The following is an 18,001-nucleotide window of genomic DNA, read 5'->3' as shown; positions in this document are numbered from 1 at the left end:
CGACGTACACGCAATCTGATCGATGTGAAGGAGCGGACGATGACGGACAGAACCAAGGCGGCAGGCAGCGGACAGAAGTTCATCGCGCGCAATCGGGCGCCGCGCGTGCAGATCGAGTACGACGTCGAGACCTACGGCGCCGAGCGCAAGGTGCAGCTGCCGTTCGTGATGGGCGTCATCGCGGACCTGGCGGGCAAGCGTGCCGAGCCGCTGCCCGATTTACCGGAGCGCAAGTTCCTCGAGATCGACGTCGACAACTTCGACGAACGGATGAAGTCGGTCGCGCCGCGCGTCGCGTTCCAGGTGCCCAACACGCTGACGGGCGAAGGGATGCTCAACGTCGACATGACGTTCGAGCAGATCGACGATTTCTCGCCGGCGGCGATCGCGCGCAACGTCGACGCGCTGCGCCGGCTGCTGGATGCGCGCACCGAGCTGTCGAACCTGCTGTCGTACATGGACGGCAAGCACGGCGCCGAGCAACTGATCGAGCGCGCGATCAACGATCCCGACCTGCTGAAGACGCTCGTGCGCGAACCGCGCGCCGATGCGCAGGCCGGCGACGCGACCCAACCGGAGGCCCGCGATGAATGACCCCGTCCAGTCCCGCGCAGAAGCTCGCAATACCCGCAACGCCGCGCAGCCGGCCGTCGCGCACGGCGAGTTCGCCGCGCTGCTGCAGAAGGAGTTCAAGCCGAAGACCGCCGAGGCGCGCGAATCGGTCGAGCGCGCGGTGCGCACGCTCGCGCAACAGGCGCTCGAACATACGGTCGGCATGACGACCGACGCATACGGCAGCGTGAAGCAGATCATCGCGGAAATCGACCGGAAGCTGTCCGAGCAGATCAACCAGATCCTGCATCACGACGAATTCCAGACGCTCGAAGGTGCATGGCGCGGCCTGCATTACCTCGTCACGCACACCGAGACCGACGAGCTGCTGAAGATCAAGGCTCTGCCGGCGTCGCGCAACGAGGTTGCGCGGATGCTCAAGCGCTACAAGGGTGTCGCATGGGACCAGAGCCCGCTGTTCCGCAAGATCTACGAGGAGGAATACGGGCAGTTCGGCGGCGAGCCGTTCGGCTGCCTCGTCGGCGACTTCTACTTCAATCACAGCCCGCCGGACGTCGAGATGCTCGGCGAGCTGTCGAAGATCGCGGCGGCCGCGCACGCGCCGTTCATCGCGGGCGCGTCGCCGGAACTGATGCAGATGGATTCGTGGCAGGAGCTGTCGAATCCGCGCGACCTCACCAAGATCTTCCAGAACACCGAATACGCGGGCTGGCGCAGCCTGCGGCAGTCGGAGGATTCGCGCTACGTCGGCCTCGCGATGCCGCGTTTTCTCGCGCGGCTGCCGTATGGCGCGCGCACCAATCCCGTCGACGAATTCGACTTCGAGGAAGACACCGACGCCGCGAATCACGACCGCTACACGTGGGCAAACTCGGCTTACGCGATGGCCGCGAACATCAACCGCTCGTTCAAGTTGTACGGCTGGTGCTCGTCGATTCGCGGCGTCGAGTCGGGCGGGGCGGTCGAAGGGCTGCCGAGCCACACGTTCCCGACCGACGACGGCGGTGTCGACCAGAAATGCCCGACCGAGATCGCCATCAGCGACCGCCGCGAAGCCGAGCTCGCGAAGAACGGCTTCATGCCGTTCGTGCACCGGAAGAACTCGGATTTCGCGGCCTTCATCGGCGCGCAGTCGCTGTACCAGCCGGCCGAGTATCACGACCCCGACGCGACCGCGAACGCGCGGTTGTCCGGCCGCCTGCCTTACCTGTTCGCGTGCTGCCGCTTCGCGCACTACCTGAAATGCATCGTGCGCGACAAGATCGGCTCGTTCCGCGAGCGCGACGACATGGAGCGCTGGCTCAACGACTGGATCATGAACTACGTCGACGGCGACCCCGTGAACTCGTCCCAGGAAACCAAGGCGCGCAAGCCGCTGGCGGCCGCGCAGGTGGTCGTCGACGAGGTCGAGGACAACCCCGGCTACTACACGTCGAAGTTTTTCCTGCGACCGCATTACCAGCTCGAAGGGCTCACCGTGTCGCTGCGGCTCATCTCGCGGCTGCCGTCGGCGAAGGCGGCGAACGAGTGAGCGGCACGCGGCATTCGATACGGCATTCAACGTGATTTCGCACCGAAACGGAGACGGCAATGGGCGTGGCAATGTTTATGAAGGTGGACGGCGTGACCGGCGAATCGGCGGACGCGCAGCACAAGGGCTGGACCGACATCGAATCGTTCACGTGGGGCGCGAGCCAGCCGGGCGCGATGGCGAGCGGCAGCGGCGGCAACGCGGGCAAGGCGAGTTTCAACGATCTCGTCGTGGCCGCGTACATGGACAAGGGCGCGCCGGCAATCGTCAAGAACTGCGCGAGCGGCAAGCACTTGCCGAAGGTCGAGATCTCCGCGTGCAAGACCGGCGGCACGCAGGTCGAGTTCATGCGCGTGACGCTGCAGGAAGTGCTCGTCACGTCCGCGCAGGTCGCGGGCATCGACCCCGGCGACGCGGCCGACCGGCTGATGATGCACTACGGCTTCCAGGCCGCGAAGGTGAAGAAGCAGTACTGGCAGCAGAACGACAACGGCGGCAAGGGCGCCGAGGTGTCGGTCGGCTGGAACATCAAGGAAAACACCGAGATGTGACGGCGGAGCGATGACGATGGACGACCCGCAAGCCCGCGCCGGCCGGCACGCCGGAGTGCGCGACCGGCTGCAGCCCGCGCTGCTCGACCGGCTGACCGACGACGCGCCGCAGCGCACGGCCGATCCGCCCGGCACGCAAGGGATCGGCGCCGAGCGCCTGCGTGCGGCCGTGCTGCGCGATCTCGCGTGGCTGCTCAATACGCGCAATGCCGAGGACGGCTTCGTCGACTGGGCCGCATTCGCGCACGCGCAGGCCTCGGTGCTCAACTACGGGATGCGGCCGCTCGTCGGCAAGCCGATGTCGGGCGTCGAGCGGATGTCGGTCGAGGCGTCGATCCGCGACGCGATCGTGCGCTTCGAGCCACGCATCGCGCCGGACAGCGTCGAGGTCCGCAGCGTCGCCGATGCATCGGACGGGCGCGCCGGCGAACGGCGTCACAACGTGCTGCTGTTCGAGATTCGCGGCACGCTGTGGTCGATCCCGCATCCGGTCGAATTCGTGCTGCGCTCCGACCTCGATCTCGAGACGGGTGCGATGTCGCTGCGGTCGGTGGCGGGAAACTGACACGATGGATACGCGCCTGCTCGACTACTACAACCGCGAACTCGCGTACCTGCGCGAGCTCGGCGACGAATTCGCGCAGCAATTTCCGAAGGTCGCCGCACGACTGCGGCTCACCGAATCCGGGCCGCCCGATCCGTACGTCGAACGGCTGCTAGAAGGCTTCAGTTTCCTCACCGCGCGCGTGCAGCTGAAGATGGACGCCGAGTTTCCGCACTTCACGCAGGCGCTGCTGGACGCGGTGTATCCGGGCTATCTCGCGCCATTGCCGTCGATGGCGATCGTGCGGTTCGCGCCGATGCTCAACGAAGGCAGCCTCGCACAGGGCTGGCGGCTGCCGGCCGGCACCGCGCTGCGCGCGCGACCCGCCGCGTCCGAGCAGACCGCATGTGAATTCCGTACCGCGCACGACCTGACGCTGTGGCCGCTCGAGCTGACCGATGCGGCCGTCACCGGCGCGCCGTCGTGGCTGCCGCGCGGCGCCGTGCCTGCACGCCAGGACGTGCGCGGCGCGCTGCGCATCCGGCTCAAGGCGCGTGGCGGCACCAGGCTGTCGCAACTGCCGCTCGAGCGGCTGACCTTTCATCTCGCGGGCCCGGAACGCGACGCGCTGCACCTGCTCGAACTGATCGCCGCGCATGCGCTCGGCGCTGTCTGCCACGACCCGGGGCAGCCGCCGCGCTGGCTGCATACGCTCGACGCCGATGCGATCGTCCATGAGGGCTTCGATCCGGCGCAGGCGATCCTGCCCGACGACGGGCGCAGTTTCCACGGCTACCGGCTGCTGCGCGAGTATTTCGCGTTTCCGGCGCGCTTCCTGTTCTTCAGTATCGGCGGGCTGCGCGCCGCGCTCGCGCGCGCCACCGGCGACGAATGCGAGCTGACCGTGCTGTTCGATCGCCACGACGCCGCGCTCGAAGCGGCCGTCGATGCGCGGCATCTGGCGCTGAACTGCACACCGGCCGTGAACCTGTTCGCACGTCGCGGCGACCGGATCCTGTTGCAGCCGGGCGCGCGCGAGCATCATGTCGTCGTCGACCGCAGCCGGCCGCTCGATCACGAGGTCTATGCCGTGCAGCGGCTTGCGAGCGAGCAGCGCGACGATGGCCAGTCGCGCGAATTCCGGCCGTTTCATGCGTCGTTCGCGCGCGACGACGGCAACTACGGCGCGTACTACACGGTACGGCGCGAGCCTCGGCTGGTGTCCGCGCAGGCACGCGCGAACGGCACGCGCACCGGCTACGTCGGCAGCGAAACCTACGTGTCGCTCGTCGACAGCCAGTGCGCGCCGTACGACGAGACGATGCGCTATCTGTCCGTCGACACGCTGTGCACGAACCGCGACCTCGCGCTGCTGCTGCCGCCGGGCGATGCGAACGCGTTCACGCTGCGCATTTCGGCGCCCGTCGAGCGCATCGTCGCGATTCGCGGCCCGTCGCGCCCGCGCCCGCCGATCGCCGACGCGCAGACGGCCTGGCGGCTCGTCCGTCATCTCGGGCTCGCCCGGCAAACGCTGACCGATCTCGACGACGACGAGGGTGCACATGCGCTACGCGAGCTGCTCGGCCTGCACGCCGACCCGGCCGATGCCGCGATGCGCCGGCAGATCGACGGCGTGCGGCGCGTCGCGTTCTCGCCGGTGTTCCGGCGGCTGCCGGCGCTCGGCCCGCTGATGTTCGGACGCGGCGTGCAGGTCGACGTGACCGTCGACGATCATGCGTTTTCCGGCGACAGCCCGTTCCTGCTCGGCGCGGTGCTCGAACAGTTCTTCGCGCGGCATGTTTCGATCAATGCGTTCGCCGAATGCGTGCTGACCAGCGTGCAGCGCGGCACGCTCGCGCACTGGCCCGCGCGCATCGGCCGGCGGCCCGCGATATGAAGCACGGCACGCCACCCGGCGCTCGATCGGCCGTCGAATCCGCCCGCCGCGATGCGTGGTGGGCGCGATTGCGCGCCGCGCCGCATGGTTACGACCTGTTCCAGGCGTTGCGCTGGCTCGATGCGTTGTCGTCCGGCCGCGCACCGCTCGGCCATGCCGCGCGGCCGCGCGACGAACCGGTGCGGCTCGGGCAACAGCCGTCGCTCGCGTTCGCGGCGTCGATGGTGGCCGGCGCATACGATGGGGACGGCGGCGCCACGCGGCCGCGCATCGCGATCCACGGTTTCGGGTTGTTCGGACCGAACGGTCCGCTGCCGACCCACCTGACCGAATACGCGCACGAGCGCGCGGCCCAGCACGACGACCCGACGTTCGCCGCATTCGCGGACCTGTTTCATCACCGGCTGATCCTGCTGTTCTACCGCGCATGGGCCGACGCGCAACCGACGGCGAGCCTCGATCGTCCCGGGCGCGCACGGTTCGACGCGTATGTCGCGAGCCTCATCGGGCGCGCCGCGCATGACGACCGGCCGGCCGCGCAGGCCGATGCGGAACGCACGGCCGCCGACACGCTCGCGCCGCATGCGCTTTATTTCCACGCGGGTCATCTCGTACGGCACACGCGCAACCCGGAAGGGCTCGTGCAGATCCTGAGCAGCCATTTCGGCGTCGACGCGCGCATCGTCGAGCACGTGCCGCGCTGGGTCGCGATCGAGCGCTCGCAGCGCTGCGTGATCCGTGCGACGCGGCCGACCCTGCGCGTCGGCGGCGTCGCGCTCGGCATCGCGGTGCGCGACGCGCAGTCCCATTTCCGGATCGTGCTCGGGCCGCTGTCGCTCGACGCGTACCGGCGCTTCCTGCCGGGCGGCCCGCACGCGCGGCAGCTCGCGCACTGGGTGCGCGAATACGTCGGCATCGAGTTCGACTGGGACGTCCAGCTCGAACTGGCGGCCGACGCGGTGCCCGCGATCGCGCTCGGCGCGCCGCAGGGCCTCGGCCGTACCGCGTGGCTCGGGCAGCGGCTCGACGCGGGGCCCGCCCGCGATCTCGTCGTCCGTTACGACGCGCGCCGTGGCGGGCCGCCGCGCACCGGCGCCGTCCCTCATCGCGAAACCGCCTAAACGGGAACCGTCATGTCCGATATCGGCCGCGTCAACCTGTTCGGAAAGCTCAACCCGCTCCTCTACGAAACGCTCGAGCAGGCGACCGGATTCTGCCGGCTGCGGGGCAATCCGTACGTGGAGCTCGCGCACTGGCTCAAGCAGATCCTGCAGCGGCCCGACGGCGACCTGCAGCGCGTGCTGCGCCGGTTCGAGATCGACGAGGCCGCGATCGAGCGCGGGCTCGTCGCGTCGCTCGATCGGCTGCCGCGTGGCGCGGGATCGGTGTCGGACCTGTCCGTGCACATCGACGACGCGGTCGAGCGCGCGTGGGTCTATGCGACCTTGAAATACGACGCGACGCGGATTCGCGGCGCGGTCCTGTTGCTCGCGATCCTGAAGACGCCGCAGTTGCGCAACGTGTTGTACGCGATCGCACGCGAGTTCGAGCGCATCGTGCCCGACGTGCTCGCCGACGAACTCGCATCGATCGTCGACGGTTCGCCCGAGGCGCAACCGACTGCGCGTGCCGATCCGGGCTCGGGCGCCGGCTCCGGCGACGCCGCGATGCGCGGTGCGCCAGCCGCGGAAGGCGCGGCCCTGGCGCGCTTCGCCGTCGACCTGACCGCCCGTGCGCGGGCAGGCGAGATCGACCCCGTCGTCGGGCGCGACGCCGAGATCCGCCAGATCGTCGACATCCTGCTGCGGCGCCGGCAGAACAACCCGCTGCTGGTCGGCGAGGCCGGCGTCGGCAAGACCGCCGTCGCGGAAGGCTTCGCGCTGCGCATCGCCGCCGGCGACGTGCCGCCGTCTCTGCGAGACGTCGCGCTGTACCTGCTCGACATCGGGCTGCTGCAGGCCGGCGCGAGCGTGAAGGGCGAATTCGAGAGCCGCCTGCGCGGCGTGATCGACGAAGCGATGTCGTCCGAGCGGCCGACGATCCTCTTCGTCGACGAAGTCCATACGCTCGTCGGCGCGGGCGGGGCGGCCGGCACCGGCGACGCCGCGAACCTGCTGAAACCGGCGCTCGCGCGCGGCCTGCTGCGCACCATCGGCGCGACCACCTGGTCCGAGTACAAGCAGTACATCGAGAAGGATCCCGCGCTGACGCGGCGCTTCCAGCTCGTCCACGTGCTCGAACCCGAGGAGGCCGCCGCCGTGACGATGCTGCGCGGCCTCGCCGCGAAGCTCGAAGCCCACCACCGCGTGCTGGTGCTCGACGATGCGCTGCAGGCCGCCGTGACGTTGTCGCATCGGTATATTCCCGCGCGGCAGTTGCCGGACAAGGCGATCAGCCTGCTCGACACGGCCTGCGCGCGCGTCGCCGTCAGCCAGCACGCGGTGCCCGCGCCGATCGAGGATGCGCGCCGACGCATCGACGGCCTGCGCGTCGAGCGGGAACGGATCGCGCGCGAGTGCGCGCTCGGCAGCGGCGACACCGCGCGGCGCGATGCGATCGATGCCGAGCTTGCCGCCGTGCAGACGGAGCTCGATCGGCTCGATACGCGCTGGCAAGCCGAGCGCGACGCATTGGCCTCGATCGTCGAATCGCGCGCCGCGCTGCTCGATGACGCACCGTCGCGCGCGCTCACCGACGACGCACGCGCCGATGTCCTGTCGCGCCTCGCTGCCGCGCAGCAGGCGCTCGCCGAGATGCAGGGCGACGCACCGCTCGTGCTGCCCGCCGTCGACACGCATGCGGTCGCCGCCGTCGTCGCCGACTGGACCGGCATCCCGCTCGGCCGGATGGTGCGCGACGAGACGCAGGCCGTGCTCAAGCTCGCCGAGACGCTCGGCGAACGCGTCGTCGGCCAGCACCATGCGGTCGAACTGATCGCCGAACGGATTCAGACCGCACGTGCGAAGCTCGACGACCCGACCAAACCGCACGGCGTGTTCCTGCTGTGCGGGCCGTCCGGCGTCGGCAAGACCGAGACCGCACTCGCGCTGGCCGACACGTTGTACGGCGGCGAGCGCAACGCGATCACGATCAACATGAGCGAATTCCAGGAGGCGCACACGGTATCGACGCTGAAGGGCGCGCCGCCCGGCTACGTCGGCTACGGGCAGGGCGGGGTGCTCACCGAGGCCGTGCGGCGGCGGCCGTACAGCGTCGTGCTGCTCGACGAGATCGAGAAGGCGCATCGCGACGTGCACGAGATCTTCTTCCAGGTGTTCGACAAGGGCTGGATGGAAGATGGCGAAGGGCGCGACATCGATTTCCGGCATACCGTGATTTTGCTGACGTCGAACGTCGGCGCCGATCGCGTGATGCAGCTGTGCCGCGACCCCGAGCGCCTGCCCGACATGCAGACGCTTGCCGATGCGCTGCGCGCGCCGCTGCTCGACGTGTTCCCCGCCGCGCTGCTCGGCCGGCTGACCGTCGTGCCGTACTACCCGCTGACCGATGCAACGCTCGCGCGCATCGTCGAGTTGCAGTTGCGGCGCTTCGAGAAGCGGATCGACCAACATCACGGGATCCGGCTGCGCTGCACCGATTCGGCGACCGCGCTGATCGTCGCGCGCTGCAGGACGATCGAATCCGGCGGCCGCATGGTCGACGCGATCCTCACGCATACCGTGATGCCGCGGATCGGCCGCGCGATCCTCGAAGCCACGCTCGAAGGTCGCGCGCTGACGTCGATCGAGGTGAGCGCCGCCGGCGGCGAATTCGCTTACCGGTTCGACGAGGAGGGAACGACGTGAATCGCGTATTCACACTCGACAGCCCGCACGGCGACGACCTGAAGTTCCACACGCTCGACGGCAGCGACGAACTCGGCCGCCTGTTCGAATTCCGGATCGAGGCGCTGGCTGACAGCCACAGCCTGTCGCTGAAGGACATGCTCGGCAAGCCCGTGACCGTGCGGATCGAGCAGCAGGACCTGTCAATGCGCTACCTGAACGGCATCGTCGCGCGCGCGACGCTGGTCGGCCGGCGTGCCGAGCGGCACTACGGTTACGAACTCGTCGTGCGGCCGTGGCTGTGGCTCGCGACGCGTCGCTCCGATTGCCGGATCTTCCAGAATCGCACCGTGCCCGACATCGTGCAGGAGGTGCTCGCGCCTTACGGCTTCCCCATCGAAAACAAGCTGACCGATGCGTACGTGCCGCGTGAGTTCTGCGTGCAATACAACGAGACCGACGCCGCGTTCGTGATGCGATTGATGGAGTTCGAGGGCATCTATTTTTATTTCCGGCACGCGGCCGACAATCACACGCTCGTGCTGTGCGACGCGATGTCGTCGCACGTCGCGTTGCCCGGCTACGAAACGATCCCGTACATCGCGCAGGATCGCACCGCGATCGCCGACGAGGAGCACATCGACGGCTGGCTGCCCGCGCAGGAAGTGAGCGTCGGCAAGCATCAGACCACCGACTACGACTATACGAAGCCGCGTGCGGATCTTTCCGCGCAGAAGGTCGATCCGCGTGGGCATGATCACGACAGTTTTGCGTCGTTCGAATGGCCGGGCGGGTATCGCGACGATGCGCCTGGTGCGCATTACAGCCGCGTGCGGCTCGAGGAGCAGCAGGCCGAACATGAGCGGGCGAGTGCTGATACCGACGTGCGCGGCGCCGCGCCGGGCTATCTGTTCACGCTTGCGCATTGCCCGCGTGCCGATCAGAACCGCGAGTACCTGATCGTGCGGTGTCGGTACCGTTTCCAGGAGAACGCGTATGCAAGCGATCAGGGCGCGGAGGCTGTGGTGCATCAGACGATGATGCTCGTGCAGCCATCGAGCCTGCCTTATCGATCGCCGCGTGAAACGCCGCGGCCGCGGACGAACGGGCCGCAGACGGCTACCGTGGTCGGGCCGCCGGGGGAGGAAATCTGGACCGATCAGTATGGGCGGGTGAAGTTGCAGTTCCGGTGGGACCGATACGGGCAGAGCAATCAGGATTCGTCATGCTGGGTGCGAGTGTCGAGTCCTTGGGCCGGCGGTGGGTTTGGTGGCGTGCAGATTCCGCGTGTCGGCGATGAGGTTGTCGTCGATTTTCTCAACGGCGATCCGGATGAGCCGATTGTGACGGGGCGTGTGTACAACGGCGAGAAGATGCCGCCGTGGGGGTTGCCGGGCAGTGCGACGCAGAGCGGATTGTTATCGCGGTCGTCACCGGGCGGGACGACCGACCATGCCAACGCATTCCGGTTCGAGGACAAGAAGGGCGCCGAGCAGCTGTGGATGCATGCGGAAAGGAATTTCGATGCGGAGACGGAGGCCGATCACACACTTTCCGTCGGGAACAACCATACGCATACCGTCGGGAACGACGAAACGATGCAGGTGAAGAACAACCGGCAACGGAGTGTGGGGCAGAACGAGACGGTGAATATCGGCAAGAACCGGGTCGCGCAGATCGGGGTTGATGAGACGCATGGGGTGGGCGGAAACCGGACGCGAACGGTCGGGAAGAAGGAGACCGTGACGATCGCGTCGGATCGCGAAGCGACCATTGGTGGCAGCCACACTGAAACAGTCACGCATGGCAAAACCGAAACGATCGGCGAAGCAAAGACACTGAGCGTCGGCCAGATGTATCAGACGACGTCGCACGACATGAAGACACTGGTTGCGTCGGCGCATACCGAGGAGATCGGTACGCGGACCTCCACGATCGCCCAAGCCCATACGCACACGGTCGGCGGCGAACACACCGTCAACGTCGGCGCGAACCATACGACGAACGTGCAGCATCAGGTGACCGTCAACGCCGGCGATCAGCTTTCGCTCGTCTGCGGGAATTCGAGCATCGTGATGAAGCGCGACGGAACGATCACGATCCAGGGTGTTAACGTCACATCGACCGGCACCAACAGCCACATCGTAAACGGCAAGACGGTGACGTCGTCGGCGACTGCCGAGCACACGGTCGAAGGCGCCGTCCTGAAACTGAATCCGTGACGGAGGCGCGCACGAATGCAGAACTGGCAGCCGACCAACCCCGTGGAGCGCAGGTTCATGGACGCGCACACCGACTGGATGAGTTTCGCGAAGGAACGCGACGCGCGCTTGATGATCTGGCAGACCGACGAGACGGATGCGGAGCTCGTGCGGCTGTATTTCCAGGTTCAGGACGAGACGTCGTGTGCGGTCAGGACGATGCGGGCATCGTTCGTCAATGAAGCGGGGTATGCGAAGGCGCTGACGAACGAACTCATTGCGTTCTATGACAGCCGGCGTGAAGGATCCGAAGCGCACGGTGTGCGGGCCGATTGGCAAGCGCCGTACGACGATGACAAGGATCCGTTGCTGTATCTGTTCGCGGTTGCCGACAGCCTGATGCAGCACCATCCGGACGTTTTTCCGGCGATGGTGTTCGTACTGGAACCGACGAAAGTGCGGGATGAAGCGGCTTGGGTGCAGTGGATGGATGGCTTGTTGTCGGTCATGGCGGTCGCGCCGCAGCTTGGCGAGCGCGTTCGTTTTGTTGTGCCTCGTATCGATATCGCGCCGTTTGCTGCGTTGGTGCAACGGCATCGCGCGGCGGTGCGCGTCGTACATGGCAAGTATTCGATGGCGAGCGTTCCGCGCGAATTGCTGGCGGAGTCGGGCGAGCGCGGGCCGAGCGGTGAATTTCGACGGCATTTCGTGATGCTGACCGAGATGATCGAAGGCGGTAATCCTGCTCGGCTGGAGGAATTGCGCGCGGCGGCACTGAATGTTGCTGAGCGCGAGCAGTGGTTTGATCAATGCGTCGTCGTGCATCTGATTGCGGGTGCCGCGTATCTGAAGTGGCGGGATCGGGAGCGGGCGATCGAGGCTTACCAGAGCGCCGCCAGCAGCGGCATGCGCGCGGTTGAGGCTGGGCATCCGGCCGGACACAAGCTCGTCGCGAACGGATTGTTCGGCGAGGCGAGCGTGCATTTGACGCATAAGGACTATGCGCACTCGGCTTATTGCTACGAGCGTGCGGTCGCGTCGACCACGGCGGCGAAGGATGGACTGATGACGGTCGAGGCGTGGCGGATGAGCGCCGTGTGCTGGGCGCGCGCAGGGGAGCGCGAACATGCGCTGGAGGCGGGATTCAATGCGCTCGATGCGGGATTGATGATCGACGAGCCGATGCGGGCGAACAGCAATCTGCCGATGGTCGTCGAATGGATGGTGTCGCAGCTGGATGTGCGTGACCGGCGACGCAACGCGTTGAGCGAGAAAGTCGCGGCGTTGCGTGGTGGGCGCTGAGCGCGAACGAGGGCTGAAATCGTGGCACTTCCGGCCGTCAAGCATCTCGATCCAGTCGTCGGCGTCGACGTTCATTCGGTGCTGGTTACTCCTGGGACACCGCCGGTGTTCCTGCCGCACCCTCATGTCGGGTTCATGCTCGATCTGCGTGAGTACGTTCAAGCGGCAAAGGCCGTGGTCGGCTGCATTGCAATGATGATCGTGCAGGAGAAGGTGACCGAATACATCGAAGATCATCCCGAAGATGTGGAGAAGCTGGCGCATCTGGCCGATGAGGCGAACCAGCAGGTCAATGACTTGATGGGTGGCGGCAAGCTGCCGGACTTCAAGGACGACCCCACTGTCGCTGAGGGGATCCGGCTGGCGAAAGAGGCCAACAAGATCAAGAACCGCATAAGCGATGATCTTGGTTCGAACGTCGGGTCGGGGGGAAGCAGCGGCAGGCCGATTTTTGTGAACGGGATGATGCGGGCCACGGCCGGGACGCATGCTTATCACGTACCGGGGTTGCATTTCCCGCTTGGAGAATCGTTTGCTCCGCCTGACAAAGTTGAACCGTCGAACGACGGGGAATCGTTCATGGGCAGCAAGACGGTGCTCGCCAACAACGATCCGATGTCGTACATGGCGCTGGAGGCGTTGAGTTGCTGGTCGGTCGGAATGGAGCCGCCGCCGCATAACAGCGCGCATACCGATCGGACTTATCCGTCGATGCCGAGTTCGGTGATGTTGCCGATTCCGGCAGGGCGGCCGGTGTTGGTAGGCGGGCCGCCGATCATGAACATGGCTGCGGCGGCGAAGGGGTTGTTCAAGGCGTTTCAGGGATCGAAGTGGGCGAAAGCGCTGGCGGATAAGCTGAAATTGAAGTCGGGGTTCTTGCGGTGCAATGTGTTGAAGGCTGAACCGGTGGATGTTACGACGGGGGAGGTTGTCGTTCAGCAGCGGGATTTCACGGTGGCAGGGCGGTTGCCGCTCGTATGGGACAGGCATTACACGAGTCACAACGTTCATGATGGAGCAGTCGGTGTCGGTTGGCAGACGCCGGCTGACATTCGATTGGAACTGACGCGGCACGACGGCAAGACGGGCACGGTAGCCTATTTTCAGGACCACACAACTGCATTCGATACGCTACCCACATCAGAGGGATGGTCGGCACGCGTGTATGACTGGCAGTATGGATATGCTCTGTACAGACAAGACAGTCAATTAGTGTTGCGTACGCGAGAGAGCGTCGAGTATAGATTTTCGTTCTCGCGGCAGTGGGTGCAGATGATCGCGGCCCTGCAAGACAACGCTCGATTGACGTTGTATGTCGAACGTATTTCCGACCTCAACGAGAACGCATGGTTGTTTGAGCGAGATGAACATGGGTTCGTCACGCATATTGTGGAATGGACGTGCGGCGGGGCGACACAACGCGTAATCAAGTGCGACCTACGAGACTTTGCACATGCCGATGCGAGCAGTCAGGGTAATGTGAATCTGGTGATCGGCTTGACGCTTCTCGATGGCGAGAGCCAAGCTCATCCGCTGGTCACGTATGAGCACGATGACGAACGGAACTTGCGCGCCTCCGTTGACGCGATGGCGCAACCACACCGTTTCGACTATGAAAACAATCACCGGATGGTGAGCCACACGAGCGCACGAGGCGTATCGTTCTACTACCATCACAGTGTCGGTTCTGACGGTGTTTGGCGCGTAGATCATGCGTGGGGTAACGGCGGACTATTAGACTATCACTTCGGATACGATCGCGAGCGAATGGAGACGCGCATTGTCGATTCACGCGGACATATGTCGGTAATACAATTGAATGAACGCGTCATGCCCGTGGCCGAAATCAATCCGCTCGGCGGCGTAACCGGCTTCCGGTACGACGCGCAGGGGCGAACGACCGCAAAAATCGATCCCGCCGGCCACACGACCGCTTGGGCCTACGATCAGTATGGCAATCTCATCACGCAGACACTGCCCGATAACAGCACGATCCGCACGGAATGCAATGCAGATCACTGGCCCGTCTGCGTGACGTTACCAGGCGGAAGGCAGTGGCGCTACGAGTGGGATGGGCACGGCAATTTGCTTACACGGATCACCCCATCGGGGGCGACGTCACGCTACGCGTATGACATCTACGGGCAGCCTGTCGAGTACAAAGGGCCGCGGGGTGCATTGACGCTTCTGGAATATGATCAGCATGGCAATCTGGCTGCGCTGACAGATGCACTCGGTCATCGCACGCAGTACCAATACGATGCGCGTGGAAATGTCGTCGAGGCTGTCGATGCGCTTGGGCGGACGAGTCGCTACGAGTGCGACCGCAACGGTAACCTGATACGAGCTATCGAACTGGGCGGGTGCGACGTGCATTGCATGTACGACCCGGATGGGAATCTGATTCAATATCGCGATGCGATGGGCCACGTGACACAGATGGCTTATTCTGCGCTTGGGCAGGTCACTCGACGCATTGCGCCGGATGGTACTTCGATCGAATATCAGTACAACACTGAGGAGCAGTTGATCGGCGTCGTCAACGAACGCGACGAGTTGTACTCGTTAGATCGGGACGCGTTGGGGCGCATCATTGGAGAGACTGACTACTGGGGACAAACGCGACGTTATCGGTATGGCGCGACGGACGAATTGCTCGACAGTATCGATCCGCTCGGGCGAACGATCCAATACCAATACGATCGGCTCGGCCGACTGACGGAACGGCGAACACCCATAGCGGCGCATGCGGCCGCCGAGCACATCGATCGGTTTGAGTACGACCGACACGGTGATCTCGTACTCGCTGAGAACCCATCTTGCCGCGTTGAGTTTCGCTATAACGTGGACGGCCGAGTGATCGTGGAACGGCAGGGTAACGACTTCACGATTGAAAACGATTATGACGCTGCCGGAAACAGGACAGAACGCAGGACGCGGCTCATCGTAGGCAGCGGCGTCGTCGAGCACACAGTGCGCTACCAATACGACGTGCTGGATGCCGCGACGTCGATCAAGATAGACGATGCCATGCCGATCATGCTTGAGCGCAATACAATCGGGCAGGTGTGCGTCGAGCAATTGAATGCAGATTTGCGTCGAGAGCTATCATATGAGGCAAGTGGTCAACTCGCCTCGCAGCAAACTGTGCTGGCGAATACCGGTGTGCTGTTTGCGAGTGAATATGCGTATGACGCGAACGGCGAACTGATTGAAAAGCGCGATTCACATCTAGGTACGGAGCGCTTCCTTTACGATCCCATGGGCCGGGTCACTGCGCGCATCGATCCTACTGGACAGCTGCGTCGATTCCTCCGTGATCCTGCCGGTGACCTGCTAAAAACCCGTATCCGCGAGCGTCGCCCGATTGGTGCAGTCGATGTACTCCAGTCTAATACATGGGTGCGCGAAGGTGAATATGATGGCTGCTATTACTCATATGACCGCGCAGGAAATTTAACGCGTCGGCAGGAGTCTAGGCAGGATCTAACACTGAGTTGGGATGCGTTTGGGCAACTGGTGGAAACAGTGGCAGTTCGAAGAACTGCGATGTCAACTGGTAGTGACCAAAGCCATATCTACGCACAGTATGAGTATGATCCGTTCCAGCGGCGAGTTCGCAAGATCGTATATGCAGGTACAACGGCCGCCGGAGCGCCTTCGCGTATCACCCGATTTTTCTGGGATGGCAATACGCTTCTAGGGGAGCACAGCAGTGCTGAAGGCGAAAAGGCCATCGCTGACCTCGAAATAGATCAGTGCGGTGGATCGCGCGCCACCATCGACCACCTGTGTGAGTGGATCTATTATCCAGAAACGTTCGAGCCACTGGGGGTTGTACATAGTCAAGTAGCGCCAAGTGGAATGTCGGCGAATATAACTGAGCAGCCGATTTACTTCACGTCGACGATGTATTTCCACCAGAACGATCGGAATGGAGCACCATTACGCATGCACGATGCCAGCGGGAACGTAGTTTGGGAGTGCAACTCAACAGAGAAAATTGCATATCCCAACTCCAAATTTGTCGGCCAGCCGATCAGATTGCAAGGGCAATATCACGACGAAGAAATCGGATTGCATTACAATCGATACCGTTATTTTGATCCGCAAGTAGATTGCTTTATCTCACAAGATCCGATTGGCCTATACAGTGGCATCAATCCCTATCAATTTTCACCCAACATAATGGGATGGATCGATCCGCTTGGGTTAACGGCTGACAAACTAGCCAGAAATTTGGCGGCCGCGGGGCGAGTTGTTGCTGCCGGGCAAACGCCGCACCATATAGTCGAGGAAAATAGTGGAAAATCAAAATACTCGAGGCTCAATCGAGAGATATTAGATCGAAATGGTGTTGACATAGATGCAGCGGAGAATGGGGCGCGACTTTGGGGAACTGCAGCCACCCAGGTTTCGGTGCCATCTCACCCCGCATATAACAGTGGAACACCCAATAGATCTCTTGCGCGAGCGACAGGCGCTTACCATGGAGGCGATCATCTCCATGGCCCAAAACAACAGAAATTCCTGCACCGCATATTAAGTAATGCGGAGAAGAAGGGGCTCGATATTTCTGCGATTCTCGAGGGCATCGGTCGAAGAATGGAGGCGGGCTCTTGGAGAGATACATTTAAAGGTTGCGGAGGATAGCATGGCAACGACTGACATCATGAACATAGATTTCATCCAGATGAAATCAGCAGAAATTCAGGAAAAATATAATGCCAATGGCAATGATTTGGCTCTCATGGAAGAATGCCGCATTACACTTTCAACAGTAGATGACTGGAGATATTCTACTGGCCCCGTTTTTGACGAGCCTCCATATCAGATGGAGCTCATGGGTTTCTCGAGCGGGAAATTGTTAAAGAAGAAATACCCGAATTTTTTCGAGGCACGACTTCATGGCGCGTATAGCTCTGGATTTTCTGACAATCAACACTTAATAACAGTAGCTCCATCAAAACCACAAAATAGCCCCATCAACACATCCAGATTTAACAGGTCAAATGGAGAAGTGACAATTGTCCATGGTTATCACTATATCGACTCAAATTTTAACATTTTAAAGCCAGCAAAACTCATTAGCCTTAGCTCAATATTTTATCTGGACAAAAATACGCAAGCCGCCATTACAATCGGCAGAAATGAAGCAAAAAGCATATATCTATATTATCGCAATGACCTTGGCCTAATAAAATCCGTTCACCTATGGACGACTGGCGCCTCAGCACAATCAAATTATGATTTTTACTACGACACCGATGGAACACTAAAAACAATAAAATCAGGCGAAAGCACAATTTGGGCATCAAAAGGTGCTGTATGAGTAGTTAATTCTTGAGCAACGGTTTGGCCCTGATAGCCTGGCTGTAGCGATCATGATCTGCGAGGCGACCGACGTTCACTCTCAAGGCAGGGACCGTCCGCAACGCTCATCAGCTACCAAAGCGTGAACCGCACGCCGGTCCAGTCGCTGCAGCATCAGGATGCAGGGCAGATCTTCGATGTACAGCCAACGGTGATGGCCGATGTGATCCAGTTCGAGCTGCAAGAGCAAATGTCCAGCTTCGTCGCGACAACAACCGGCGTGAATAATTCGCCGACGAAGAAC

At 63.1% G+C, this 18,001-nt stretch carries 11 protein-coding genes; all 11 read left to right on the top strand.

From position 1 onward, the window contains the following. Positions 1-39 precede the first annotated feature (39 nt). The 11 genes from tssB to ACV22V_RS30110 are packed head-to-tail and all read left to right on the top strand — an operon-like array spanning position 40 to position 17,716. Positions 40-594 (top strand): type VI secretion system contractile sheath small subunit, encoded by a 555-nt coding sequence (tssB, locus tag ACV22V_RS30160; RefSeq protein WP_059525499.1) that lies wholly within the window; start codon positions 40-42, stop codon positions 592-594. Continuing rightward, positions 587-2,104 (top strand): type VI secretion system contractile sheath large subunit, encoded by a 1,518-nt coding sequence (gene tssC / locus ACV22V_RS30155; RefSeq protein ID WP_448016372.1) that lies wholly within the window; start codon positions 587-589, stop codon positions 2,102-2,104. The genes tssB and tssC overlap by 8 nt, the downstream gene beginning before the upstream one ends. 59 nt (positions 2,105-2,163) lie before the next feature. Then, entirely contained in the window at positions 2,164-2,655 is a 492-nt protein-coding gene (locus tag ACV22V_RS30150) for an Hcp family type VI secretion system effector (RefSeq protein ID WP_059525502.1), read from the top strand. Between the two features lie 16 nt (positions 2,656-2,671). Beyond that, positions 2,672-3,220: a type VI secretion system baseplate subunit TssE gene (gene tssE, locus ACV22V_RS30145; protein ID WP_448016370.1), complete on the top strand. Its 549-nt coding sequence runs from the start codon at positions 2,672-2,674 to the stop codon at positions 3,218-3,220. Between the two features lie 4 nt (positions 3,221-3,224). Continuing rightward, a complete protein-coding gene (gene tssF, locus ACV22V_RS30140; RefSeq protein ID WP_448016369.1) occupies positions 3,225-5,096 on the top strand; it encodes a type VI secretion system baseplate subunit TssF in 1,872 nt (623 codons plus the stop codon). Next, a complete protein-coding gene (gene tssG, locus ACV22V_RS30135; RefSeq protein ID WP_448016368.1) occupies positions 5,093-6,217 on the top strand; it encodes a type VI secretion system baseplate subunit TssG in 1,125 nt (374 codons plus the stop codon). The genes tssF and tssG overlap by 4 nt, the downstream gene beginning before the upstream one ends. A 12-nt stretch (positions 6,218-6,229) precedes the next feature. Further along, a complete protein-coding gene (gene tssH, locus ACV22V_RS30130; protein ID WP_448016367.1) occupies positions 6,230-8,902 on the top strand; it encodes a type VI secretion system ATPase TssH in 2,673 nt (890 codons plus the stop codon). Continuing rightward, on the top strand, positions 8,899-11,103 hold the full coding sequence (tssI, locus tag ACV22V_RS30125) for a type VI secretion system tip protein TssI/VgrG (RefSeq protein WP_448016366.1): 2,205 nt from the start codon (positions 8,899-8,901) through the stop codon (positions 11,101-11,103). Before tssH ends, tssI begins: the two co-directional genes overlap by 4 nt. Before the next feature lie 15 nt (positions 11,104-11,118). Beyond that, complete coding sequence (locus tag ACV22V_RS30120) at positions 11,119-12,384, top strand: hypothetical protein (RefSeq protein WP_448016364.1); 1,266 nt, start codon at positions 11,119-11,121, stop codon at positions 12,382-12,384. Between the two features lie 21 nt (positions 12,385-12,405). Continuing rightward, on the top strand, positions 12,406-17,037 hold the full coding sequence (locus ACV22V_RS30115; protein WP_448016363.1) for an RHS repeat-associated core domain-containing protein: 4,632 nt from the start codon (positions 12,406-12,408) through the stop codon (positions 17,035-17,037). A 1-nt stretch (position 17,038) separates the two neighbouring features. After that, on the top strand, positions 17,039-17,716 hold the full coding sequence (locus ACV22V_RS30110) for a hypothetical protein (protein ID WP_448016362.1): 678 nt from the start codon (positions 17,039-17,041) through the stop codon (positions 17,714-17,716). The last annotated feature ends 285 nt before the right edge of the window (positions 17,717-18,001 follow it).

The organism is Burkholderia sp. AW33-5 (assembly GCF_053427615.1).
Note: the sequence above shows the minus strand (reverse complement) of the source record. Positions and strands in the feature narration are given on the sequence as shown.

Coding starts and splice junctions, on each gene's coding strand:
- tssB (WP_059525499.1), top strand. CDS start 40: ATGACGGACAGAACCAAGGCGGCAGGCAGCGGACAGAAGTTCATCGCG.
- tssC (WP_448016372.1), top strand. CDS start 587: ATGAATGACCCCGTCCAGTCCCGCGCAGAAGCTCGCAATACCCGCAAC.
- ACV22V_RS30150 (WP_059525502.1), top strand. CDS start 2,164: ATGGGCGTGGCAATGTTTATGAAGGTGGACGGCGTGACCGGCGAATCG.
- tssE (WP_448016370.1), top strand. CDS start 2,672: ATGGACGACCCGCAAGCCCGCGCCGGCCGGCACGCCGGAGTGCGCGAC.
- tssF (WP_448016369.1), top strand. CDS start 3,225: ATGGATACGCGCCTGCTCGACTACTACAACCGCGAACTCGCGTACCTG.
- tssG (WP_448016368.1), top strand. CDS start 5,093: ATGAAGCACGGCACGCCACCCGGCGCTCGATCGGCCGTCGAATCCGCC.
- tssH (WP_448016367.1), top strand. CDS start 6,230: ATGTCCGATATCGGCCGCGTCAACCTGTTCGGAAAGCTCAACCCGCTC.
- ACV22V_RS30120 (WP_448016364.1), top strand. CDS start 11,119: ATGCAGAACTGGCAGCCGACCAACCCCGTGGAGCGCAGGTTCATGGAC.
- ACV22V_RS30110 (WP_448016362.1), top strand. CDS start 17,039: ATGGCAACGACTGACATCATGAACATAGATTTCATCCAGATGAAATCA.